This window comes from Janthinobacterium sp. GW823-FHT03B06 (assembly GCF_058796955.1).
Genome location: NZ_JBXAJE010000002.1, coordinates 1 through 22,047 on the forward strand (window position 1 = coordinate 1; position 22,047 = coordinate 22,047).

21 protein-coding genes and 1 tRNA gene are annotated in these 22,047 nt (G+C 63.6%); 7 read left to right on the top strand and 15 right to left on the bottom strand.

The features are described from left to right. A tRNA-Arg gene (locus AC1RBA_RS05880) sits at nucleotides 1–77 on the bottom strand. 428 nt (nucleotides 78–505) lie between these two features. Here AC1RBA_RS05880 and AC1RBA_RS05885 point away from each other — a divergent pair. Together AC1RBA_RS05885 and AC1RBA_RS05890 are read left to right on the top strand one after the other, a co-directional pair. Beyond that, nucleotides 506–3,013: a hybrid sensor histidine kinase/response regulator gene (locus tag AC1RBA_RS05885; protein WP_492417193.1), complete on the top strand. Its 2,508-nt coding sequence runs from the start codon at nucleotides 506–508 to the stop codon at nucleotides 3,011–3,013. Between the two features lie 306 nt (nucleotides 3,014–3,319). After that, nucleotides 3,320–4,303, top strand: coding sequence for a GGDEF domain-containing response regulator (locus AC1RBA_RS05890; RefSeq protein ID WP_070219228.1), 984 nt, complete (start codon nucleotides 3,320–3,322; stop codon nucleotides 4,301–4,303). A gap of 79 nt (nucleotides 4,304–4,382) precedes the next feature. On the opposite strand, the gene AC1RBA_RS05895 is transcribed toward AC1RBA_RS05890, so the two are convergent. Beyond that, nucleotides 4,383–4,778: a hypothetical protein gene (locus AC1RBA_RS05895; RefSeq protein ID WP_070219229.1), complete on the bottom strand. Its 396-nt coding sequence runs from the start codon at nucleotides 4,776–4,778 to the stop codon at nucleotides 4,383–4,385. Nucleotides 4,779–5,088: 310 nt separating this feature from the next. On the opposite strand from AC1RBA_RS05895, the gene AC1RBA_RS05900 reads away from it, so the two are divergent. Together AC1RBA_RS05900 and AC1RBA_RS05905 are read left to right on the top strand one after the other, a co-directional pair. Continuing rightward, on the top strand, nucleotides 5,089–5,802 hold the full coding sequence (locus AC1RBA_RS05900; protein WP_070219230.1) for a sensor histidine kinase: 714 nt from the start codon (nucleotides 5,089–5,091) through the stop codon (nucleotides 5,800–5,802). A gap of 74 nt (nucleotides 5,803–5,876) precedes the next feature. Further along, nucleotides 5,877–6,392: a DUF6265 family protein gene (locus AC1RBA_RS05905; protein WP_070290681.1), complete on the top strand. Its 516-nt coding sequence runs from the start codon at nucleotides 5,877–5,879 to the stop codon at nucleotides 6,390–6,392. A 43-nt stretch (nucleotides 6,393–6,435) separates the two neighbouring features. Here the strand turns inward: AC1RBA_RS05905 and AC1RBA_RS05910 are convergent, their stop codons facing one another. The 13 genes from AC1RBA_RS05910 to AC1RBA_RS05970 all read right to left on the bottom strand — a co-directional run bounded on the left by AC1RBA_RS05910 (nucleotide 6,436) and on the right by AC1RBA_RS05970 (nucleotide 20,263). Continuing rightward, entirely contained in the window at nucleotides 6,436–7,734 is a 1,299-nt protein-coding gene (locus AC1RBA_RS05910; protein WP_070290682.1) for an NAD(P)/FAD-dependent oxidoreductase, read from the bottom strand. A 15-nt stretch (nucleotides 7,735–7,749) separates the two neighbouring features. Next, nucleotides 7,750–8,247 (bottom strand): hypothetical protein, encoded by a 498-nt coding sequence (locus AC1RBA_RS05915; RefSeq protein ID WP_070290683.1) that lies wholly within the window; start codon nucleotides 8,245–8,247, stop codon nucleotides 7,750–7,752. 93 nt (nucleotides 8,248–8,340) lie between these two features. After that, nucleotides 8,341–9,114 (bottom strand): transporter, encoded by a 774-nt coding sequence (locus AC1RBA_RS05920; RefSeq protein ID WP_254679534.1) that lies wholly within the window; start codon nucleotides 9,112–9,114, stop codon nucleotides 8,341–8,343. A gap of 77 nt (nucleotides 9,115–9,191) precedes the next feature. Beyond that, nucleotides 9,192–10,847, bottom strand: a complete 1,656-nt coding sequence (locus tag AC1RBA_RS05925) for a methyl-accepting chemotaxis protein (RefSeq protein ID WP_071654425.1) — start codon at nucleotides 10,845–10,847, stop codon at nucleotides 9,192–9,194. Nucleotides 10,848–11,006: 159 nt separating this feature from the next. After that, nucleotides 11,007–12,389, bottom strand: coding sequence for a multicopper oxidase family protein (locus AC1RBA_RS05930; protein WP_070290685.1), 1,383 nt, complete (start codon nucleotides 12,387–12,389; stop codon nucleotides 11,007–11,009). 2 nt (nucleotides 12,390–12,391) lie between these two features. After that, complete coding sequence (locus AC1RBA_RS05935; protein ID WP_070290686.1) at nucleotides 12,392–13,750, bottom strand: TolC family protein; 1,359 nt, start codon at nucleotides 13,748–13,750, stop codon at nucleotides 12,392–12,394. 1 nt (nucleotide 13,751) lies between these two features. Beyond that, the gene (locus AC1RBA_RS05940; protein WP_070222177.1) at nucleotides 13,752–14,102 is read right to left on the bottom strand and encodes a hypothetical protein; all 351 of its coding nucleotides are present in this window, start codon (nucleotides 14,100–14,102) and stop codon (nucleotides 13,752–13,754) included. 126 nt (nucleotides 14,103–14,228) lie between these two features. Further along, complete coding sequence (locus AC1RBA_RS05945) at nucleotides 14,229–14,645, bottom strand: hypothetical protein (protein ID WP_099411489.1); 417 nt, start codon at nucleotides 14,643–14,645, stop codon at nucleotides 14,229–14,231. Nucleotides 14,646–14,678: 33 nt separating this feature from the next. After that, nucleotides 14,679–15,224 (bottom strand): hypothetical protein, encoded by a 546-nt coding sequence (locus AC1RBA_RS05950; protein WP_070222181.1) that lies wholly within the window; start codon nucleotides 15,222–15,224, stop codon nucleotides 14,679–14,681. Between the two features lie 135 nt (nucleotides 15,225–15,359). Then, nucleotides 15,360–16,934 carry a sensor domain-containing diguanylate cyclase gene (locus AC1RBA_RS05955; RefSeq protein ID WP_492417197.1) on the bottom strand — a complete coding sequence of 525 codons (1,575 nt, stop codon included), beginning with the start codon at nucleotides 16,932–16,934 and terminating at the stop codon, nucleotides 15,360–15,362. Between the two features lie 155 nt (nucleotides 16,935–17,089). Continuing rightward, nucleotides 17,090–17,647 carry an NADPH-dependent FMN reductase gene (locus AC1RBA_RS05960; RefSeq protein ID WP_070222187.1) on the bottom strand — a complete coding sequence of 186 codons (558 nt, stop codon included), beginning with the start codon at nucleotides 17,645–17,647 and terminating at the stop codon, nucleotides 17,090–17,092. A gap of 203 nt (nucleotides 17,648–17,850) precedes the next feature. After that, nucleotides 17,851–18,960, bottom strand: coding sequence for an alanine racemase (gene alr, locus AC1RBA_RS05965; RefSeq protein WP_227742002.1), 1,110 nt, complete (start codon nucleotides 18,958–18,960; stop codon nucleotides 17,851–17,853). A 13-nt stretch (nucleotides 18,961–18,973) separates the two neighbouring features. Then, entirely contained in the window at nucleotides 18,974–20,263 is a 1,290-nt protein-coding gene (locus tag AC1RBA_RS05970) for a D-amino acid dehydrogenase (protein WP_070222191.1), read from the bottom strand. 106 nt (nucleotides 20,264–20,369) lie between these two features. Between AC1RBA_RS05970 and AC1RBA_RS05975 the strand changes: the two genes are divergently transcribed. From AC1RBA_RS05975 to AC1RBA_RS05985, 3 genes are all read left to right on the top strand, one after another. Beyond that, a complete protein-coding gene (locus tag AC1RBA_RS05975; RefSeq protein ID WP_070222192.1) occupies nucleotides 20,370–20,870 on the top strand; it encodes an Lrp/AsnC ligand binding domain-containing protein in 501 nt (166 codons plus the stop codon). A 148-nt stretch (nucleotides 20,871–21,018) separates the two neighbouring features. Next, nucleotides 21,019–21,366, top strand: coding sequence for a hypothetical protein (locus tag AC1RBA_RS05980; RefSeq protein WP_070222194.1), 348 nt, complete (start codon nucleotides 21,019–21,021; stop codon nucleotides 21,364–21,366). A gap of 95 nt (nucleotides 21,367–21,461) precedes the next feature. Continuing rightward, nucleotides 21,462–22,028 carry a carboxymuconolactone decarboxylase family protein gene (locus tag AC1RBA_RS05985; RefSeq protein WP_492417200.1) on the top strand — a complete coding sequence of 189 codons (567 nt, stop codon included), beginning with the start codon at nucleotides 21,462–21,464 and terminating at the stop codon, nucleotides 22,026–22,028. Nucleotides 22,029–22,047 lie beyond the last annotated feature (19 nt).

Below are 22,047 nucleotides of genomic sequence, written 5' to 3' on the forward strand. Positions count from 1 at the left end.
TGGTGCGGCTGGCAGGAATTGAACCCACGACCCCTTGGTTCGTAGCCAAGTACTCTATCCAGCTGAGCTACAGCCGCGCAGGCAAACATTATAGCGTATTCATTTCGCTTTGAAAAGTTCGATTTTTCAATCGCTTAGCTGATTTTGCAGAATACCGCCCCGCATGATCGACTACCTTTTCACTGCCAAAAAGCTGACGCCTTTTTATCGCAGGGCACTTCTGCTTCCACAGTCGCGTCCAGCGAATCGAGGAGTTGCTGCCTCGAAAGAAGCGGGATTATAGGGACTGCTTTCCAGCCTGTCCAGTGCTATCTGCAGGCGGCGCGCAAGCGTGCGGTGGCGGTGCCCCGCTTGGGGCTACAATACCAGCCAGACAGGGGCGCTCTTGCCTCCCCGGATGCATGACGGCGGACATTGAGCATCATGACCTATTTAACTGAGCTTAGCGACGGCGGCCCGGCGGGACAAGCGCCCGTGCGGCAGATTCATTGTTGCAGGATTTCCGATGGCCAAGCATGACCGCGAGCAAGATCTGCTTCCCCCATCAGCGCCGCTGAGCCTATCGGACGAGCGCCTGTCCAACTTGCTGGAAGGTATTACCGACGGCTTTTGCCTGCTCGACCGCGACTGGACCATCCGCTACCTCAATACGCGCGGCGCCGCCATGCTGGCGCCGCAACACGCGCCTGGCACCTGCCTGGCGGGGAAGAACCTGTGGCATGCCTGCCCCGCCCTGCATGGCACGGAACTCGAAACCCAGTACCGGCGCGCCATGGCGCAGCAGCTCAGCTGCAGTTTCGAACTGCCGTATCCGCCGCTGGGGCGCTGGCTGGAAGTGCGCATCTTCCCTTCCAGCGAAGGCTTGACCACGTATATCCAGGACATCAGCCAGCGCAAGGCGGCCGAGGAAAACTTGCGTCACAGCGAGGAAGACTTGCGCGCACTGGCCAATTCCATCCCGCAACTGGCCTGGATCGCCAGCTTCGATGGCACCATTGCCTGGTACAACCAGCGCTGGCACGACTACACGGGCACCACTGCCGAACAGATGGCGGGCGACGGCTGGAGCATCGCCTATGACGCGCAGCACCTGCCTTCCATGCTGCAAGCCTGGAAGGCCGCCTTGCGCGAGGGCACGCCCTTCGAAATGGAGTTCCCCATCCGCGGTGCCGACGGCCAGTACCGCTGGTTCCTGACGCGCGCCAATCCCGTGCGCGACCGGGGCGGCCAGCTGCTGCGCTGGTTTGGCACGAGCACCGACGTCGACCAGGTCAAGCGGGCGCAGGAAGCCTTGCGCGATGAAACGCGCGTACTCGAGCTGCTCAACAATACGGGCGCGGCCCTGGCCAGCACCCTCGACTTGCCGGCCCTGCTGCAGGAAACCGTCGATGCGGCCACGCGCATCAGCGGCGCGCGCTTCGGCGCCTTTTACTATGATGATGCGGGCGATATCCACGACGATCCCGACGCCCTGCCCGCGGCACGCGCCGTCAACGGCATCAGCCTGCGCCAGGCCGATGCCATCGCCACGGAACTGCGCCAGGGAGCGGCCATGCGCCAGAACGACTTGCTGGCCGCGCCCGACGCCAGCGCCGGCGGCGCGCCGCCGCTGCGCAGCTGCCTGAGCCTGCCCGTCAGCTCGCGCTCGGGCCTGCTGCTGGGGCGCTTGCTGCTCGGCCATCCGCAAGCGGGCATGTTCAGCGCGCGCAGCGAACGCATCGTCTCGGCCATCGCGGCCCAGGCCGCCGTCGCGCTCGACAATACGCGCCTGTACGCGGCCGCCACGCGCGCCGCCGAAGAGCGCAAGGTGCTGCTCGACAGCGAACGCGAGGCACGCGCCGACGCCGAGCGCACGAACCAGCTGAAAGACGATTTTCTCGCCACGCTGTCGCACGAACTGCGCACGCCGCTGTCGGCCATCCTGGGCTGGGCGCAAGTGCTGCGGCGCGGCACGCGCGACCAGGCCGACCTGCATCGCGGCCTGCAAAGCATCGAACGCAATGCGCGCGCGCAGGCGCAACTGATCGAAGACTTGCTCGACATGAGCCGCATCACTTCCGGCAAGGTGCTGCTGGACCTGCAAACCATCGTGCCCGCCAGCATCATCGCCTCGGCCATCGAAACCCTGCGCCCGGCGGCCGACGCCAAGCACATCGCCATCCACAGCAACATCGCCAGCGATGCGGGCAGGATCACGGGCGACCCCAGCCGTATCCAGCAAGTGATCTGGAACCTGCTGTCGAATGCCCTGAAGTTCACACCGCAAGGCGGCCGGGTCGAGATCGGTGTGCGCCGCGAGGCAAGCCGCCTGGCCATCACGGTGAGCGACAACGGCGTCGGCATCAAGAAAGACTTCCTGCCCCACGTGTTCGACCGTTTCCGCCAGGCCGACGCCTCCACCACGCGCCGGCATGGCGGCCTGGGGCTGGGACTGGCGATCGTCAAGCACCTGGTGGAGCAGCATGGCGGCACGGTCACGGTCAGCAGCGCCGGCGACATGCAGGGCGCCAGCTTTACCGTGCGCCTGCCCCTGGGGACGCGGACCGCGCCGGCGCGGCCAACGGGCGGCGACTTGCCCGCCAGCCATGACTTGCGCGGCGTCACCGTCCTGCTGGTCGATGACGAGGCCGATGCGCGCGAACTGACGGCGCGCATCCTGCGCGACAGCAACGCTGAAGTGCATGGCGCCGGCAACGTGGCGCAAGCGCTGCAACTGCTGGACCAGGTACACCCGCATGTGCTGGTCAGCGACATCGGCATGCCCGACGCCGACGGTTTCGACCTGCTGGCGCAAATCCGCGCGCACGCTTCCCCTGATGCGGCCCGGCTGCCCGCGCTGGCACTGACGGCGTTCGCGCAACCGCAGGACCGCCAGCGGGCACTGGCCAGCGGCTTCCAGGCCTGGGTCTCGAAACCGCTCGACCCGGCCGAACTGCTGGCGGCCGTGGCGCAACTGGCCGCAACGCGCTCCCTCGCGCAGCGTCCTGAAGAGGGCAGCAATACGCCGCCCTAAAAAGATGATGCAAAGAAATACATGATGCAGTACAAAATGACTATTTTCATGGGCTAGCCTTCCTACTTTCAGACGCGGCTCTGTCCTACAAGCAACTAAGCTAAAGTTTGCTACACTGAAATGCAGAAACGCACCTGCACGGCAGGCTGGAGATGGCGGCCTGGGCCGGCGAGAACGTCAGAAGCGAGCTCAAGCGCTGTTGTGCGCCCTAACTTGTTGCAAGGCGCTACTATCTTCCCCACTGCCGTCAGCCCATCATCTGCGGTGGAAGCCAGCGTTGCATAGACCGTATAACCGAGACCTTACATGCCCAGCCAAGATGAGATTTTGAAAGCCAAAATTTTGGTCGTCGACGATTCACCCGACAATGTTGACCTGATGCTGGAAATCCTGCGCGATGCCGGCTACACCAATGTGACGGCCACCATGCGTCCGGCCCAGGTTTGCCCCCTGCACCGGGAGCATTGCTACGACCTGATCTTGCTGGATCTGCAAATGCCGGAACTCAATGGTTTCCAGGTCATGAAAGGCTTGAAGGAAATCGAGCATGGCGGCTACCTGCCCGTGCTGGCCCTGACGGCACAGCCGAGTTTCAAGATCGCCGCCCTGGAAGCGGGCGCGCGCGACTTCATCAGCAAGCCCTTCGACCTGATGGAAGTGCACAAGCGCATCCACAACATGCTGGAAGTGCGCCTGCTGTACAAGGAACTGGCGCAATACAGCAAGCAGCAGCAGGAACTGGCGCTGCACGATCCGCTGACGGGCTTGCCGAACCGGCGCCTGCTGGAAGACCGCATCGAGCATACCTTGCAGCAATCGGCCCGCAGCCGCGGCAAGTCGGCCATCCTGTACCTGGACCTGGACGGCTTCAAGGCCATCAACGACAGTTACGGCCACGGCTATGGCGATGAAATCCTGAAAATGGTGGCGGCCCGCCTGGTGAGCGCATCGCGCAAGGAAGACACTGTGGCGCGCATCGGCGGCGACGAATTCGTCATCGTGCTGGGCAACCTGGCCGGCAAGGGCGACGCACGCGAACCGGCCGCCAAGCTGATCGAAGTCATTTCCGAGCCGTATTTCATCAACGACCTGACCCTGCGCCTGTCGACCAGCATCGGCATCGCCATCTACCCGGACGACGCCAGCACCGTCGAATCCCTGCTGGGCGCGGCCGACACGGCCCTGTACGAAGCCAAGCGTGCCGGCAAGAACCGCTTTTGCTGCATCCCGCACGAGGTGATCGCCTCGCAGGTGAATATGCAAAAAAACAACATTCCGTCGATCGCCTGAGTTTTTACGCGCACCGCACATGAAAAAAACCGGCAAGCCACGTTGATGGCTTGCCGGTTTTTTTCATGAGCACGATGTTTTATTTCTTGCCAGCTGTCACTTCATGCTGGCCCGCATGCTGGTGGTCCGTTTGTGCATCGACGGTTTCCGGCGGTACTTCGATGCGCGTGATGCCGGCATCAACGGAGATCGGGTCGCTGGCGGGGAAGGTCATTTCCACGGCGTCGTCAAGCAACTCTTCCTTGGCCCGCTCTTCGCCGCTCATGCCTTCTTCATCGGCCAGGATGGCCAGCGCGCTGGCCCATTTCACGAAATTAAGGTTGGACAACTCGCGTACGGTGGTCACGCCAAACGCTTGCTGCAAGGCCTTCGCATCCTTCGCGCTGACGCCGCGCAAGGCGCTGATGGGGGCATTGACGATGTCGCGGAAGCTTTTGTCGAGGTATTCCTTGTCGACGATGGTTTCGATATTCATGGCATGTCCTTTCGTTTCGGTAAACGGGCCTGTACTGCACCCTGCGCCGCGGGGCGGCTATGCTGCATGGAAAAATGCACAACCCCACTATGGCAGCGTGTGGCGTCCCGGTATGTGCGCAGCCGTACGTAAAGACGGGAACAACTTCCTGCTGGCGCAAACAGAAATATTGCCTATCATATAAAAATGATGGGAGGAGATTAAAATTGCCGAAAAGACAGAAATTTTCCATCCATGCGCCCCGCGATGAAATCCTCATGTATGATCCACAACTTGAATTTGGTCCACCTTTCACCATTCACGGGGCGCTATGTCCGCACAAACAGATCCGAACAAGGAAGCGGCCCAGGCCGATGCGGAACGCGCCGCCGATCTCAGCGAGTTGCTCGGTCATGTCAACACCAGCTGGGACAATGAACGGCGCGCCCTGTCGCGCCAGCTGCACGACAGCCTCGGCTCGTCGCTGACGGCGCTGACCATGCACCTGTCGCTGCTGACGCAAAAAATGCCGCAGGAAGCGGCCTTGCTCGACCGCGCCGCGACCATGAAGCAATTGCTGCTGAATGTCATCGAGACCAACCGGCAAATGCAGATGAAGCTGTGGAACGACAAGCTGGAGTTTCTCGGTGTGAATGTGGCGCTGGGCGAGCTGGCTGCGCAATTTGCGGAACAGCACAAGATCACCGTGCGCTGCAGCCTGCCCGAAGATGAACTGATCTGCCCGCGCAACGTGGGCGTGGCCCTGCTGCGCACCCTGGAAGAGGCGCTCAGCAATATCGCCGCGCACGCGCAGGCAAGCGAAGTGGATATCATCATCGACGACAACGACGAGGCGCTGATGATGACCGTCAAGGACAACGGCAGCGGCTTGCCGGCCAGCGTGCCCGTCGAAATGAGCAAGCATGGCCTGCGCGCCGTGCGCGAGCGCGTGCATTACCTTGGCGGCAGCCTGAGCCTGACGGCGAATCCGCAAGGCGGCATGGCCCTGACTGCCGTCTTGCCGCGCATTAGCCCGAAAGAATAATCCCTGCCAGACAGCATCGGGCCGGAACATCGCCGGGCGCCCTGCCCCGCTCAACGATACAACGAGGAAACCGCATGCAACGACTGATCCCCACCCTGCTGGCAGCGCTGCTGGCCATGGGAGCCGCCCAGGCCGCCGACAAGACCGTGCCGCCGCCGGAAACCGTGGACAAGCTGGCCTGGCTGGCCGGATGCTGGAACGTCGACGGCGCCGAACCCGGTTCCGGGGAACAATGGAGCACGGCCGCCGGCGGCACCATCCTCGGCACCAGCCGCACCGTCAAGGGCGGCAAGACGACGGCCTTTGAATTCGTGCAGATCCGCCTCACCGAACCGGGCCAGCTGGCCTACATCGTGCAGCCGTCGGGCGAGCCGCCCGTGATTTTCAACCTGCTGCGCCAGGACAAGCCGAATGAATTCATCTTCGCCAACCTGGACAATGACTTTCCGAGCCGCATCACCTACCGCCATGACAGCGAGCGCATCTTACACGCCAGCATCACCGGCACCTTGAAGGGCAAGCTCACCACCATCGCCTTCCCCATGACGCGGGGCCGCTGCGAAGCGGCGCCCGTCGCGCGCGGCAAATAAAAAGGGGCCGCAAGGCCCCTTGTTTTGTTACGGCGCAAACTGCTTAATGCAGCTTGACCTGCGGCGAGCTGCGCTTGATCAGGAAACGGCCCATGGCCATGACGGCCGTGCGCACGGTGCCCAGCACGGCGTTGTGGTGCATCAGGTGCAGGCTCACATACATCATGCGCGCGACAAAGCCTTCGACGAACCAGCTCAGGCCCTTCAGCGACCCCATCAGGGTGCCGACCGAGGTGGTGCGGCCAAACGACACCAGCGAACCGTAGTCCAGATATTCGTACGGCCTGGTTTGCGGCGGCTTGCCCTTCGCCTGCAGCAGGAACGTTTTCAGCAGGTAATCGGCTTGCTGGTGGGCAGCCTGGGCGCGCGGCGGCACCAGCTTGCCGTCGGGACCCGTACAGGCGGCGCAATCGCCCAGCGCGAAGATATTCGCATGGCCCTGCACATTGAGCATGCCCGTCACTTCCAGCTGGCCAGCGCGGTTGGTAGGCAAGCCCAAAGTGGACAGGAATTCCGGCGCGCGGATGCCGGCTGCCCACACGCAGATGTCGGCCGCATAGCTGGTGCCGCTGGCCACCGTCACCTTGTCGGCTTCGATCGTGGTGACGCGCGTATCGGTCACCACCGTGATGCCATGCTGGTGCAGCAGTTTCGAGGCGGCGATGGAAACGCGCTCGGGCAGCGGCGCCAGGATGCGCGGCGCCCCTTCGAGCAGGGTGATGCGCACATCCTTGATGGCGTTGAGATTCTGGAAACCATACGCGGCATACACGCCGCTCGCTTCGCGCAATTCGGCCGCCAGTTCCACGCCCGTCGCGCCGCCGCCGATGATGACGATGTCGACACCGGGATGGCCCGCGTCGCCCTGGCGCTGTTCAGCCATGGCCAGCAGTTTCAGCAGCGTCAGACGGAAACGTTCGGCGTCTTCCGTGGCATTGAGGGAAATCGTGTTTTCCTGGGCGCCGGGTACGCCAAAGTAATTCGAGGTGCTGCCCACGGCCAGCACCAGCTGGTCGTAGCTGACCTGGCGCTGCGGCAAGAGCTGCTCATCCTTGTCCGTGGCGATGGCGCCCACGGTGAGGCTGTTCGACGCTGCGTCGAGCCCGATCAGGGGACCATAGACATAGGTAAAACCATTGTCATGCGCCAGCATCTGGTACGACAGGCCCTCTTGATGAATGTCCAGGGTGCCGGCCGCCACTTCATGCAGTGACGGCTTCCAGATATGGTACAGGCGGCTGTCGACCAGGGTGACCTGGCCTGGGCCGAGCTTGCGGCTGAGTTTGCAAGCCAGCTCCAGGCCGCCTGCACCTCCTCCTACGATAACGATTTTACTATGCAAAGATCCTCCTGCTTGTTAATCCCTGTGCCCGTTGCCGTTGCCGTTGCCGTTGCCGTTGCCACGACCATTGCCATTGCCATGGCCTTTGCCCGGCTTGTCATCATGCTTGTCGCGCTTGTCATAGTGCTTGTCATGCTTGTCGTCATGACGGTCGCGGTCGCCGTAATCGGGACGGCCATGGTCGCCATGCTGCTGGCGGTAGCGGGGCACATATTGGTTGTTATACCAACCATCTTGGACGAAATATACCTCTTGGTTACAGGCATTATACTTGCGGCAGTGCTTGGACCAGTGTTTCGCATGGCCGGGCGGTACGCGCAGGTAGATCGGGGCGGCCGAATAGTATTGCGGGCGCTGCACGATGACGGGTTGGGCGTAGATCAATTGCGGCGCGGGATAGTCGCCTATGTCGATGCGGCCGTAAAAGCCTGGCTGGCCAACGGTGACGGAAACCTGGGCAACGGCGGCGGTACCTGCCGACAGCAGGACGGCGGCGAGAATGAGGGTTTTCATGAGGACACTCCTTTTATCAGTTATGCCGCAATTGTAGACCTTGTGTGACTAACTGTTTGTTCGCAAGGACACATAAGGAATCCCGTCGCAATCTCACCACAGTTTGCCCAAAGGCACTACCAAGCCGCTGAACAGCGACCAGTCCGGCGACGCCGCCGTCAAGCCACGCGCCATGCCGATATCGATGGCCAACCGCGGCGTGGGGCTGTAGGTGGCAGCCAGCAGCAGCTGCGCCGTGGCTGGCGCGCCGCGCAGGCGCGTGCCCGACACTTCCGCCGTGGCGCCCCAGCGGTCGCTGACGGGCGTGGAAAAGGAGGCCGCCCAGCCCGTTTGCACCCTGCCCGTGCCAGGGTCGGAAGCCCCCAGGCGCGTGGCGTTCAGGTTGGCGTCCATGTGCACGGCGCCCAGGTCGCGGCTGAAAATACCGTTCAACGAGACGTCGCTCTTGCCGCTGCCGATGCTGTCCTTGGCAGTGGGCAACTTCCAGCCCAGTTCCAGGCCCAGCGCCGTGGCGCTGTCGAGCAAAAAGGCGCCTTTGAGCACGACCGTCGTGTCGCCCACGCCCGTCTCGCGCCGGCCCGTGTCATCGCGCGCGCGCACGAAGCCCTCACCTTCGAGCAGCACGCCCCATTCGGGCGTGAACGCCAGCTTGAACGTGTACGGCAAGCTGGCGCGGCGCGCGTCGTCCGTTTTCGACAGCAGGCCGCCCGCCTCGAATTCCAGCTGGCCCGGCACGGGCAGCTGGGCGGGACTGGCCACCGATGGACGATAAGGCAGGACGGGATCGCCCTCCTGCGCCTGCGCCAGGGGCGCCAGCGACAGCAGCAACAGGGAAAAACTGAAGGAGGACAGGAAAGAAGATGGCATGGGGAACCCGGAAGTGGCAAACGCGCAATAGCGACAGCCTACCACCGCCGCGCCGATCGCGCCCAGTCCAGCCGCCGTCAGGCCAGGCGCCGCACGCCCGGCCTGGCCGCCGGCGCGGGCCGGCGCAGCGGCGTGACGTTGCTGGCCGCCGGCACGGCGATGCGTTCGGCCTGGGCATGCAGACGGAACACGCCCACCAGTTCCGTCAGGGTCTGCGCCTGGTCCTGCAGCGATTCGGCGGCGGCTGCCGCCTCTTCCACCAGGGCCGCATTCTGCTGCGTCACCTGGTCCATCTGCAGCACGGCCTGGTTGACTTGCTCGATGCCGGCGCTTTGCTCGGCGCTGGCGGCCGTGATTTCCTGCATGATATCGGCCACCTGGCGCACGCTGGTCACCACCTCATCCATCGTCCTGCCCGCGTCATGCACGAGTTTGGAGCCGATTTCCACCTGTTCGACGGAGTCGCCGATCAGGGTCTTGATTTCCTTGGCGGCACTGGCAGAACGCTGGGCCAGGCTGCGCACTTCGGATGCCACGACGGCAAATCCCCGCCCTTCCTCGCCCGCCCGGGCCGCTTCCACGGCCGCGTTCAAGGCCAGGATATTCGTCTGGAAGGCGATGCCATCGATGACGCTGATGATGTCGACGATCTTGCGCGACGACGCATTGATCGATTCCATGGTCTGCACCACCTGCCCCACCACGGCGCCGCCCTTGCCGGCCACATCGGACGCGGCGCCGGCCAGCGCATTGGCCTGGCGCGCATTGTCCGCGTTCTGCCGCACGGCCGAGGTCAGCTGTTCCATCGATGACGCCGTTTCTTCCAGCGAACTGGCCTGCTCTTCCGTGCGCGACGACAAGTCGAGGTTGCCCTGGGCGATTTCGCTCGAGGCCGTGTTGATGGTATCCGTACCCGAGCGCACCTGGCTGACGATGCCCACCAGCTTGTCGCGCATGGCTTTCATGGCGAACAGCAGGCTGGCATTGTCATGGCTGGCCGTGCGGATATCGATGGTGAGGTCGCCCTCGGCGATGGCGCCGGCGATCCTGACGGCGTACGCCGGTTCGCCGCCGAGCTGGCGCGTCAGTCCGCGCGTGATCAGCGCCCCCAGCGCCAGGCCGGCCGCCATGCTGCCCAGCACCAGAGCGATCATGAAGCTGCGGCTGGCCTGGTACACGCCCGAGGCCTGCTCGGAAGCCGCCTTGGCGCGCTCTTCCTTCTGCAGCGAAAGTTTATCCAGCATACCGTCGAGTTCATCGGCATGCTGGCGCGTCTTGTTGAGCAGTTCGACCAGTTGCGCGCTGCGCTGCGCCAGCGGCTCGGCCGCCGCCAGCGCCAGGGCTTGCTGCATGGTGGCAATGTACTCCGCTTCGACAGCGGCGAAGCGGGCAAACAATTCCTTGGCGGCCGACGTGACGAACAGCGGCTGGGCCTTGGCCAGATAGCTTTTATTTAACTCGAGGAATTTGCCGATGTCGGCCTGGCGCGTGGCGCGCTCCTCGGCGGTCGTGGCCAGCAAGAAATTGCTGCGCGCGCGACCCACCTTGATCAGGGCGATATTGGCTTCCTTGATGTACGACAGCCCCAGCAATTCATGGTTGTACATCTGCCCCGCCATGGTATCGATCTTGCCCATGTTGAAGATGCCGATGCCGGCCACGATGGCCCCCATCAGCGCGACGCAAAAGAAGGCAGCGAGCAGGCGCGTCCCCACTTTCATTTTACTCAACATGTTTCCTCCCAGACAAGACGGTAGCCAATAATTTAAGCTATGACTTGAATATAAGGAAAAAACTGTCACTAAAATGCTCGGATTGTCACTAACCAACAATTCCTTGATACAAAGCAACATGCCCCGGGGCGTGCCATGTTAGCAATCCCCGGGAGAGCGTCAATGGCCGCTGTGCCCGCCTGGCTTGCGCACCGTCATTTCCACGCCGCTTTTTGCCGCCGGCTTGCCCGCGCCCTGGCCCCGCACCGGTTCCGGCACGGCGCCCGTCCATTCATAGGCCACGCTGCCGGCCGGGTGCTTGTACCAGCCCGGGTCGCGGTAATCGCCCGGTTTCTGATCCTTGCGCACCTTGACCGTGGTAAACATGCCGCCCATGCCGATGGCACCGAAGGGACCGTCGCCGGCCATCATCGGCAAGGTATTGTCGGGGATCGGCATCTGCATCTCGCCCATGTCGGCCATGCCCCGCTCGCCCATCACCATGTAGCCGGGCACGAGCTGGTTGATCTTCGCCGCCACGCCCTGATGGTCGACGCCGATCATGGTGGGCACGTCGTGTCCCATGGCATTCATCGTGTGGTGCGACTTGTGGCAGTGGAAAGCCCAGTCGCCGAGGTCCGTTGCCGTGAACTCGACGGCGCGCATCTGGCCCACGGCGATATCGGTCGTCACTTCGGGCCAGCGCGATTCGGGGCGCGTCCAGCCGCCATCGGTGCCCGTCACCTCGAATTCATGGCCATGCATGTGGATCGGGTGGTTGGTCATGGTCAGGTTGCCCACGCGCACGCGCACCTTGTCGCCCTGGCGCACGACCATGGGGTCGATGCCGGGGAAGACGCGGCTGTTGAAGGTGAACAAATTAAAATCCGTCATGGTCATGATCTTCGGCGTGTAGCTGCCCGGGTCGATGTCGTAGTTGCTGAGCAAGAAGACGAAATCGCGGTCCACCTTCATGAAGTTCGGGTCTTTCGGGTGCGTGACCCAGAAACCCATCATGCCCATGGCCATCTGCGTCATTTCGTCCGCATGCGGGTGGTACATAAAGGTGCCGGGCCGCCTGGCGACGAATTCATACACGAAAGTCTTGCCAGGAGGAATGCCCGGCTGGGTCAGGCCCGTGACGCCATCCATGCCGTTGGGCAAGCGCTGGCCATGCCAGTGCACGCTCGTGTGTTCCGGCAACTTGTTGGTGACGAAGATGCGCACGCGGTCGCCCTCCACCACTTCGATGGTGGGACCGGGCGACTGGCCGTTGTAGCCCCACAGGTTCGCTTGCATGCCGGGCGCCAGTTCGCGCACGACGGGCTCGGCCACCAGATGGAATTCCTTGACGTTGTTGTTCATGCGCCAGGGCAAGGACCAGCCATTCAGGGTGACGACGGGGTTGTACGGACGCCCGTTCGGTGGCGGTGGCGGCGCTTTCGTGTCCGCGCCAGCCATGCTGACGGCTTCCGGCAGGGACGCCGCACCGACTCTGCTCACCGCTGCCGCACTGAGGGCGACGGCGCCCGCATTCATGAAAAAATTTCTACGTGTAATCATCATTATTCCTTGTTGGCTGGGCCGCTGCCATTGATGGCGCCTTGCAGTTCGGTTTGCGCGATCCAGAAATCGCGCTGGGTTTCGATGGCGCTGTTCACGCTGGCGACTTGCTCGCGCGCATCGGCCAGCAGTTCGAACACGCTGGCCAGCATGCCGTTGTAGCGCAGCAATACTTCATGCGAGATCGTCTTGCGCAGCGGTACCACTTCATCGCGGTAATGGCGCGCCAGGTCGTAGGCCGTGCGGTAGCTCGAATACGCTTCGCGCACTTCCGAGCGGGCCTTCACCGCCGTGCCCGCCGTGCGCTGCAGCGACTGCTCGTACAGCGCTTGTGCCTTGGTGTTGCGCGCCGCGCCCCAGTCGAACAGCGGCAGTTCCAGCGATACCTCATAGCCGTTTTCGCGCGGCGCCCCGCTCGTGCTCTTGTTGGTATAAGCCACGTCGAGCACATTGATGAAACCCGTCACCTTGGACAGGCCCAGTGCACTGGCCGTGGCATGGGCGTCAAGTTTGCTCATCTGCACGTCGAGGCGCTGCTCCATCGCCTGCGCCTCGATATTGCCAGGCTCCGCCGCCTGGGCCGGCAAGTCGGGCAGGCGCGACGGCAAAGTAAAGCTGGTCTGCTTGCCCCACAGGCCCAGCAAGCGCGTCAGGTGTTCGCGCGTCACCAATGCCTGGTGGCGGGCGCGGGCCAGGTCGCCGACGGCGTCCGCATAAAACACTTGCTGGCGCGCCTGGTCGAGGCGGCTCCAGTTGCCCGCCTGCCGCAGGCGCGTGGCCAGTTCGGCGCCCGCCTCGGCCGACAACAGCGCCCGCTGCATGAACGCTTCCGTCTGCACGGCGGCCACGGCATTGAAGTAGGCGCGGCGCGTCTCAAGCGCCAGCTGCACGGCGCTGCTGGCCGCCTGCAGCTTGGCTTGCTCGAAGCGGCCCCGCTCGATATTCACGCGCATCGGCATGGTCAGCAAGCCCGCCAGGTCGAAGCTGACGCCCCGGTCGATTTCATTGCCGTGGCTGCCGTGCGAGCGGCCGAACGACAGGCCCGGGTTGCGCAAGCGCCCCGCCTGCACCAGGTCCGATTCGGACGCGCCCAGTTCGGCCAGCGCCACTTTCATGCCGTGGTTGTTCATCAGGGCGATGCGCACGGCGCTGTCGGCGTCCAGGGGCTGGGCCAGCAGGGAAGCCAGCTTTTCCTCGCCGCCCTTGTCCGTCAATGCCGCAGGGGCGCCCGTGCGGGCGTCTGCCAGCGCGGACACGGCCTGCATGCCGCCATCGGGGCTGAAGCTGGCGCAGCCGCTGAGCAGCAAGGCGGCCGCCAGGGCCAGCGGCGTGAGGCAAGTTGATTTTGTAAAACGTGCCATCTCAGTGTCCCTCATGCTGGTGTTGCGGGGCGGGCTGGGCGGCCGGCTTGGGGCCGGGCTTCTCCATCGGCATCTTGTGGCCGTCCATCTTGTGGCCGTCCATTTTCATCATGCCCATGTGGCCGCCGGCCTTGCCGACTTTCTCGTTGACGGCGCGCCAGGTCTGATCGGGCGTGGCGTCGTCCTCGGCGGCGGGACGGTAGCCGGCAAAGGCGGAGCGGTAGGTGGCGGCCGGCACGGGCGCTTGCGCCTCTTGCGGGGCGGATGGGGGCCGCGATTGCGCGGCGGCGTCCAGCGGCAGCGAGGCAAGCGTAACGCCGGCGGCCAGCGCGAGGCTGAATAATTGCTTCATGGTATTCCTTGAATGACGGGGTATGGCGCGGCGGGCGCGCGACGGGAACGCTGGCGCGACCGGTACAAGCTGCAAAATCAAGATGCAGGGACGTGCGACGGCGGCACCGCCAGGTTCAACGGGCGGTCAGGCGGAGCGCGTGCTTCTCGGGGGACGTTCAGGGCCGGAGGGGATATGCCCGGCGAACAGGGAATCGGGCGCCAGCGCCGGGGGTGGCGCGCGCAGGGTCAAGGCGTGTACGGCAGGCATGCCGGGCGGCGCCGTGGCGCCCACCGTGCAGGCGCCATGGTTGCTGCAATCGTGGCCAGGGTGGCCGGCGCCGCCATCGTCCATGGCCATGTGCAGCGGCTGGCCTTGCATCTGCATGTCGCCCATGTCATGGCACTGGGGCACCTGCATGGCCTCGACAGCGACCGTGACCGCTGCCGCCCGCTCGTCCACGCAGCAGCTGCGCATGGCCGACGCAAAGCCCTGCAAGGGCAAGGTGACGGCAAGCAGCCAGAGCAGCGAGCGGGCGAGAAAGCGGAAAAAGGCACGGTTCATGGCACGACTATAAACCTTCCCACATGAGGAAGGTCAAGTGCCTATTTGATCTCGCCGGCCATGCGTCAGCCAGATGACGTAGACGCCGTAATAGCCCTGCCCTTCCAGGATGAGCTGGCCATCGGCAAAATAGATTTTCTCCACTTTATTGACGGTAAAGTACGCGCGGCCATCGGCCGCCTCCACGTCGCCCAAGCAACGGGCGCGGGGCCGGCGGTAGCCGCTGGCGCGCCCGATGGCCCACATCAGGTCGCCGATCATGAAGTCGTCAATCATTTCGGTCAGCAGCGGCCGGTGACCCGCCAGCATGGCCGTGATGTCGGGGTAACCGGCGTCCCTGAGCTCGGGCAAGTCGCTTTCCTCGTACTGCAGATCGTCTTCGCGGCAATCCTGCACGAAACTGTTGAACTGTTCGTCGAGCAGTCCCGCCAGCGCCGCTTCCGGCACGCTCAGGCGGAACGGGTGCAGCGGCAGCACGCTGTGCTGGCCGTAATTGAGTTCGCGGCAGTCGAGCAAGGCCAGCGGGTGGGGCTGATCACGGACCTCGCAGCGGATGCCAAGTTCTTGCTCAAACGTCATCAATATTCACCGTTGCCATGCACATTGTCCCCGTTGTACACCATCAGGGCCATATGGTAAGCGCTGTCGGGCAAACGGGACAGGCTCAGATGCAACAGAAAACAACGGATCAGTTCATCCCGCGCGGCACGCCTGTCAGGCGGGTTCCGTGATGCCCACGCAATTGCGCCCGTTTTCCTTGGCCACGTACAGGGCCGCGTCGGCGGCCAGCAGCACGGCGTCCGTGCTGCGCTCGCCGTGCGACGATGCCACCACGCCCAGCGAGACCGTGATGGCGCCCGCGCCGGGAATCACGGCGGCGGCCACCTTGGCGCGCAGGCGCTCGGCCACCTGCATGGCCACGTCCAGGTCGGCATCGGGCAGCAGCATGATGAACTCGTCGCCGCCATTGCGGCACAGAACGTCGGCATCGCGCGAACAGGCGCGCATCAGCTGCGCCAGGCGCAGGATGACTTCATCGCCCACGGCATGGCCCCATTTATCGTTGACTTGCTTGAAATGGTCGATATCGATGGCGATGACGGAAAACGGCCGCGCCTGCGCCTGCCAGACGTCGAGCGCCGCCGCCATGCCGCGCCGGTTCGAGAGGCCCGTCAGCGGGTCCGTCTCCACGTCGGTCTTCAACTTGCCGATCCTGTTCTGCAACAACGCCAGGCCCTTCAACAAGGCTTTCTTGATCTGCGCCGCCTCCACATACCAGGCACGGATGGAGGCGATGTGCTCGCTCGTACCGGGCACATCCATGCGCCGCGCCCCCTCGGCCAGTTGCATCAGGGGCCGCGAAATCAGGCTGGCCAGCCACCAGATGAATGGCAAACTCAGCAAGGCGATCGGCAGGGAATGCCATACGGTATTGGCCATCAGCTGGTTCAGCGGGGCCAGGGTCATGGCCGTGGGACGCTGCGCCACGATGCCCCAGCCCGTCGACGGCATGACGGCGTAGCCGGCCAGCATGTCCACGCCCAGGCTGTTATGCATGCGCCGGTTGCCGCCGCCCCGCTGCGCGATGATGGTGTCGATGACGTCATTGCTGCCGGCCACGTGGCCCAGGCGCTCAGGATCCGGGTGGTACAGCAGGCGCCGGTTCTGGTCGACCACGTACAGGTAAGAGCCGTCGCGGTAGTAATGCTGGCCCAGCATGGTGTACAGGATGTTTTTCTGTTTCAGGTAGATGCTGCCGCCCACATAACCGAGGTAGCGGCCATCCTTGCCAAGGATGGGATGCGAGATGAACACCACCAGATTGCCGACCGAAGATATGTACGGCTGCGTGACCAGCGGGCGCCGTTCGCGCAGCGCCTGCGCGGCGCCGGCCGAGTCGAGCGTGCGGTTTTTCAGGGCCAAGGTTTCCGGCGACACGCCCAGCACCTTGCCCTGGGCATCGACGATGAGCACGGAATTGAAACTGTTCGTCTGCAGGCGCAGGCGCTGTGCCTCGTCCGTCAGCCATTGCTCGTCGTCCATGCGCGCGGGCAGGCTGCCGGCGCTGTAGGCCAGCTGCTGGCGCGCCGACTGCAGGAAATCCTCAGCCGTGCTGGCCAGCTTGCTCGCGTAGGCGTGGTTCGCTTCCAGGGTGGTATCGATCAGCAGCTGGCGCTGCACGCTATAGCTGGCATAAAAGGTGTTGGCCAGGGACACCAGGGCGCTGGCAAAGGCCACGAGCACGATCAAACGGCGCAAGTTCATGCGCGGAACAGGTTTAGTCCACATGGAGTCGGCAGGAAATTGGAAAGTATTGCGCTACAGAAAGGGCGCATTATACCGAGACAGCCGTGCCAATATTGAAATCCTGGCATCGTTGGTCAAAGAATGTGAACAAGCGGCAACGCTGAGCGCTGCCGCCTTGACTTGCATCAAGCGTGGAATCAAGCGTGGATGGCGTGCTTGCGGACCCAGTCCACGTAGCGCTGCATCCAGCCCTGGAAGAAACCGAGGCTGGCCGGACCGATGCCGCCGTGCTCGTCAAACAGGCCGTCCTTGGCCTGGATAAACATTTCAGGCTGCCCCAGCAGCGGCACGTCCAGGTAGGCGAGCACATTGCGCAAATGCTGCTGCGCCAGCGCCGTACCGGTGGCGCCCACGGACACGCCGAGCACGGCACCGGGCTTGCCGCCCCACACGCTCTGGCCATACGGACGCGAGCCGTGGTCGAGGGCGTTTTTCAGCACGCCGGGGATAGAGCGGTTGTATTCGGGGGTGAGGAAGAGCAAGGCTTGCGATGCGGAAATGTCGGATTTGAGGCGCAGCACCTGCTCGGCCTGCGCGCCATCGTCATCCTGGTTGTACAGCGGCAAGTCGCCGATTTCAATGTGCTTGAAGGAAAACTCGGGCGGCGCCAGCTTGATGATGGCGTCGGCCAGCTTGCGGTTGAAGGAATCCTTGCGCAGGCTGCCGACGATGATAGCAACGTTATATTGACTCATAGAAATCCCCGATGATGGTTAAAAAAAGCCCTGAGGTGCGATGCACGTCAGGGCTATCTTGCCACACAATCATCGGTTTCGCGCTGCTTAGCGTGCGAAACCAGCGCACCTGAAAAAATGCTCAGGGCTAGGCGCCTTGCCGAAGACATTACGAATGTACGGCAAGGCAAGGCAACAACGCCATGGGCGTTTTGGCAGGTGCGCTAACGTGCCAGGCCCCGGTACTCGCGGTAGTAGCGCCCGCCCAGGTTCGTCAATACCTCGTAGCCGATGGTATTGGCCATGGCCGCCACGGCATCGACCGGATGTTCGGCGCAGATCAGGTCGACCAGGCTGCCCGGCGCGACGCGTTCCTCGGCGATGGCGCTCACGTCCAGGGTGATGGAATCCATCGAGATGGCGCCGATCTGCGGCACTTTCACGCCATCGACAATGGCCAGGCCCTGGTTGCTCATGCTGCGCAGCCAGCCATCGGCGTAGCCGACGGAAACCGTGGCCACCTGGCGCGGCTCGCTGGCCGTGTAGCGGCGGCTGTAGCCCACGTGGTCGCCGGCGGCGATCGTGCGTGTCTGCAAGACCTTGCCTTGCAGCCGCACCACGGAGCGCAGCGGATTCGGTTCGCCGCCCTGCGGTCCGATGCCGTACAGGGCCGCGCCGGGGCGCACCAGGTCGAAGTGGTAATCGGGCGACAAAAAGATGCCCGAGGAATTGGCCAGGCTGGCGCGGTACTGCGGCAAACGGGCGCGAATGGCGATGAAACGGGCCAGTTGCTCGCCATTCATCGGGTTGGCGCGCTCGTCGGCGCAAGCCAGGTGGCTCATGACATAGCGCACATTGATGCCGTCGAGAAAGTGCGGGTCCAGCAGCCAGCCGTCGATTTCCTGCGGCGACAAGCCCATGCGCGACATGCCCGTGTCCACCTGCACGATCGCGTCCAGGGTGGTGCCCAGCGCTGCTGCGTGCCGGCGCCAGCCCGCCACCTGCGGCTCGCTGTTGAGCACGGGCGTCAGGCCATGGGCCGTGAATTCGCCTTCCGTGTCGACGGGTGGGCCGTGCAGCACGAAGATGGCCGCGTCCGGCGCCACGTGCGGGCGCAGGCTGATGCCCTCTTCCAGGTGGGCCACGAAGAAATGGCGGCACCCTTCTTCATACAGGGCCGCGCCCACTTGCGCGGCGCCCAGGCCATACGCGTCGGATTTCACGACGGCTGAGCAGGCGGCCGGGTGCGCCTTGTCGCGCAGCAAGCGGTAGTTGGCGCGCACGGCATCGAGGTCCACCGTCAGGATGGCGCCGCTACGTTCCTTTGGAGGCATGCTTCCCGCCATCTCAGGCTCCCGCGTATTGCAACTTGCCGCCGCGCTGCGCGCCGCTGTAGCGGCTGACGGACAGGTCGTCGGCCAGAATCGCCGGCTTTTTCGACGACATCAGGTCGGCCAGCAATTGCGCCGAACCGCAGGACATGGTCCAGCCCAGGGTACCGTGGCCCGTGTTCAGGAACAGGTTGCGCAGCGGCGTGCGGCCGACGATCGGCGTGCCGTCCGGCGTCATCGGGCGCAAGCCCGTCCAGAACGTCGCCTCGGCCGTGTTGCCGCCGCCGGGGAACAGGTCGTTGACGACCATTTCCAGGGTTTCGCGGCGGCGCGGATTCAGGTTCAGGTTGTAGCCGGCGATTTCCGCCATGCCGCCCACGCGGATGCGGTCGTCGAAACGCGTCACGGCGATTTTATAGGTTTCATCAAGGATGGTCGACACGGGCGCCTTGGCCGCGTTGACGATGGGCACGGTGATCGAATACCCCTTCAATGGATACACGGGGATGTCGAGCAGCGGCTTCATGAAGCCCGTCGAGTAGGAACCGAGCGCCACGACATAGGAATCGGCCTTGACGATTTCCGCGCCGCATTGCACGCCGGCGATTTCATCGCCCTGCGTCAGCAATGCATCGATGGAGACGCCATAGCGGAACTTCACGCCCAGCGCCTCGGCCATCTCGGACAGGCGCGTGGTAAACAGCTGGCAATCGCCCGTTTCATCGTTGGGCAGGCGCAAACCGCCGAACAGCTTGTCCTTGACGGCTTCGAGGGCCGGCTCGGCGCGCGACAACTCATTGCGCTGCAGCACTTCGTACGGCACGCCCGCGTCTTTCAACACTTCGATATCCTTGGCGGCGTCGTTGTATTGCTTTTCCGTGCGGAACAATTGCATCGTGCCTTGCTGGCGGCCTTCATACGTGATGCCGGCCTCGGCGCGCAGCACCTTGAAGCAGTCGCGGCTGTACTCGGCCAGGCGCACCATGCGTTCCTTGTTCACGGCATACGCTTCCGGCGTGCAATTACGCAACATCTGCCACATCCATTTGAGCTGGGCGGCGCTGCCGTCGAGCGAGATGGCCAGCGGCGCGTGGCGCTGCATCATCCATTTCACGGCTTTCAGGGGAATGCCGGGCGCCGCCCATGGCGAAGCGTAGCCGGGCGAGATTTGCCCCGCATTCGCGAAGCTGGTTTCCAGTGCGGGGCCCGGCTGGCGGTCGATGACGGTCACTTCATGTCCTGCCTTGGCCAGATAGTAAGCACTGGTGACGCCGATGACGCCGCTACCCAGAATCACGATACGCATAGTTTCCTCATTATATTTTTTTAGGCTGACGCCAGATTAACCGCTATCATATTGGGAAAGAGCCAGTATTTGTTCACGTATAAATCGAGATATTCAGCAATAAATCATGAGAATCCTTAAAGAATCGGCACGTGGCCTCGACAAGCTGGACCGCCACATCCTGCGCATCCTGCAACAGGATGGCCGCATCTCGATGAAAGACCTCGGTGAACAGGTGGGGCTGTCCATCACGCCCTGCATCGAGCGGGTCAAGCGCATGGAGCGCGACGGCGTCATCACGGGCTACCACGCCAAGGTGAACCCGGCCGCGCTGGGCGCCAAGCTGCTCGTCTTTGTAGAGATTACTCTCAATCAAAAGTCGGCGTCCGCCTTCGAGCAATTCCGCCGCGAAGTGCTGCAGATTCCCGAAGTGCAGGAATGCCACCTGGTGTCGGGCGACTTCGATTACCTGATCAAGGCGCGCATCCATGAAATGGCCGAATACCGCAAGCTGCTGGGCGACATGCTGCTGCAGCTGCCGGGCGCCGCGCAATCGAAAAGCTATGTGGTGATGGAAGAAATCAAGGAAACCCTGGCACTGTCGACCGACGTGCTGCAGAACCGGTAAAAGTACCGTCAGCCGGCACCGCCGGCATCATTTTTTGCGCCTTTGTATAATCTTGTAGCACATTCGCGGCGACGCAAGCACACTCCCGGCATGACATCACGCCCGTCCCCTCTGAGATTGGAAGCAGTGATGCACACCGGGAGTCCCTATGAACACATTGATCAAACTGGCAGCTTCCTGCCTCGCGGGCCTGGCCGTGGCCATGTGCACCGCCAGTGAATACAAGGTCAACCGCGCGCCCGACAACGGCGCCATCTATCAAAACATCAAGGTCGGCAAGACCACCCGCCTCGACCTCGACGCGGCTCTGGGCAACGCCACCGTCGTCAGCTTCGATCCCGGCTATGAAGTCTGGGTCTACAAGAACCAGCTGCAAGCGCCCAAGGTGACGCGGCTGATCCCCCTGCTGGGCGAAAAAGGCACGCGCGAAGTGGCCGTCATGTTCGACCAGGCAGGCGTCGTGAAGAAATTCCGCATTCACGAGCCGCGCAAGTAGGCGCACAGCGAACGGGCGCCGCCTGCCACGCTGGCTGGCTATACTGGCTGCTGGCTCCCGCCGCCCACCGCTCACCTACCCAGCAAGGAGTTCCCATGCGCCTGCCCCTGATCGCTCCGCAAGACCTGACGCCCGAACAGCAGCCGCTGTACGACGATATGCGCAAAGGCATCACCAGCAATTTCAACGATTTCATCGCCGTGCGCGAAGACGGCGCCCTGATGGGACCATGGAATCCGTGGCTGCACGAACCGGCCATCGGCAAGGCCATCTGGGACCTGACCCTGGCCATGACGGCCAACGCCACGCTGCCCGATAACGTGCGCCAGATTGCCATCCTGGTGGTCGGCGCGCGCTACAACGCCGCCTATGAAATCTATGCCCACATCGCCGTCGCGGAGCGCGAAGGCATGTCGGACGAGCGCCTGGCCACGCTGGTGGCCAACGTCAAGCCCGTCGACCTGGACCAGCATGAGAGCATCGCCTACGATCTGGCCTACGCGCTCAGCGGCGGCGGCACGCTGCCGGAGCCGCTGTACCGCCTGGCGCTGGCCACCTTTGGCCAGCACGGCACCAACGAGCTGATCTACCTGGTGGGCCTGTACGCGCTGGTCTCGACCACCTTGAACGGCTTCAACGTGCCGGTGCCGGAACGCGACTGAAGGGCCTGCCCCCTCACTT

Excerpts from the sequence above, each read along its gene's own strand:
- AC1RBA_RS05900 (WP_070219230.1), top strand. The coding sequence starts at position 5,089 with ATGTCCGCACAAACAGATCCGAACAAGGAAGCGGCCCAGGCCGATGCG.
- AC1RBA_RS05980 (WP_070222194.1), top strand. The coding sequence starts at position 21,019 with ATGAACACATTGATCAAACTGGCAGCTTCCTGCCTCGCGGGCCTGGCC.
- AC1RBA_RS05945 (WP_099411489.1), bottom strand. The coding sequence starts at position 14,645 with ATGAACCGTGCCTTTTTCCGCTTTCTCGCCCGCTCGCTGCTCTGGCTG.
- AC1RBA_RS05975 (WP_070222192.1), top strand. The coding sequence starts at position 20,370 with ATGAGAATCCTTAAAGAATCGGCACGTGGCCTCGACAAGCTGGACCGC.
- AC1RBA_RS05925 (WP_071654425.1), bottom strand. The coding sequence starts at position 10,847 with ATGTTGAGTAAAATGAAAGTGGGGACGCGCCTGCTCGCTGCCTTCTTT.
- AC1RBA_RS05915 (WP_070290683.1), bottom strand. The coding sequence starts at position 8,247 with ATGAAAACCCTCATTCTCGCCGCCGTCCTGCTGTCGGCAGGTACCGCC.
- AC1RBA_RS05940 (WP_070222177.1), bottom strand. The coding sequence starts at position 14,102 with ATGAAGCAATTATTCAGCCTCGCGCTGGCCGCCGGCGTTACGCTTGCC.
- AC1RBA_RS05885 (WP_492417193.1), top strand. The coding sequence starts at position 506 with ATGGCCAAGCATGACCGCGAGCAAGATCTGCTTCCCCCATCAGCGCCG.
- AC1RBA_RS05955 (WP_492417197.1), bottom strand. The coding sequence starts at position 16,934 with ATGTGGACTAAACCTGTTCCGCGCATGAACTTGCGCCGTTTGATCGTG.
- AC1RBA_RS05935 (WP_070290686.1), bottom strand. The coding sequence starts at position 13,750 with ATGGCACGTTTTACAAAATCAACTTGCCTCACGCCGCTGGCCCTGGCG.
- AC1RBA_RS05960 (WP_070222187.1), bottom strand. The coding sequence starts at position 17,647 with ATGAGTCAATATAACGTTGCTATCATCGTCGGCAGCCTGCGCAAGGAT.
- alr (WP_227742002.1), bottom strand. The coding sequence starts at position 18,960 with ATGCCTCCAAAGGAACGTAGCGGCGCCATCCTGACGGTGGACCTCGAT.
- AC1RBA_RS05920 (WP_254679534.1), bottom strand. The coding sequence starts at position 9,114 with ATGCCATCTTCTTTCCTGTCCTCCTTCAGTTTTTCCCTGTTGCTGCTG.
- AC1RBA_RS05950 (WP_070222181.1), bottom strand. The coding sequence starts at position 15,224 with ATGACGTTTGAGCAAGAACTTGGCATCCGCTGCGAGGTCCGTGATCAG.
- AC1RBA_RS05905 (WP_070290681.1), top strand. The coding sequence starts at position 5,877 with ATGCAACGACTGATCCCCACCCTGCTGGCAGCGCTGCTGGCCATGGGA.
- AC1RBA_RS05890 (WP_070219228.1), top strand. The coding sequence starts at position 3,320 with ATGCCCAGCCAAGATGAGATTTTGAAAGCCAAAATTTTGGTCGTCGAC.
- AC1RBA_RS05930 (WP_070290685.1), bottom strand. The coding sequence starts at position 12,389 with ATGATTACACGTAGAAATTTTTTCATGAATGCGGGCGCCGTCGCCCTC.
- AC1RBA_RS05985 (WP_492417200.1), top strand. The coding sequence starts at position 21,462 with ATGCGCCTGCCCCTGATCGCTCCGCAAGACCTGACGCCCGAACAGCAG.
- AC1RBA_RS05970 (WP_070222191.1), bottom strand. The coding sequence starts at position 20,263 with ATGCGTATCGTGATTCTGGGTAGCGGCGTCATCGGCGTCACCAGTGCT.
- AC1RBA_RS05895 (WP_070219229.1), bottom strand. The coding sequence starts at position 4,778 with ATGAATATCGAAACCATCGTCGACAAGGAATACCTCGACAAAAGCTTC.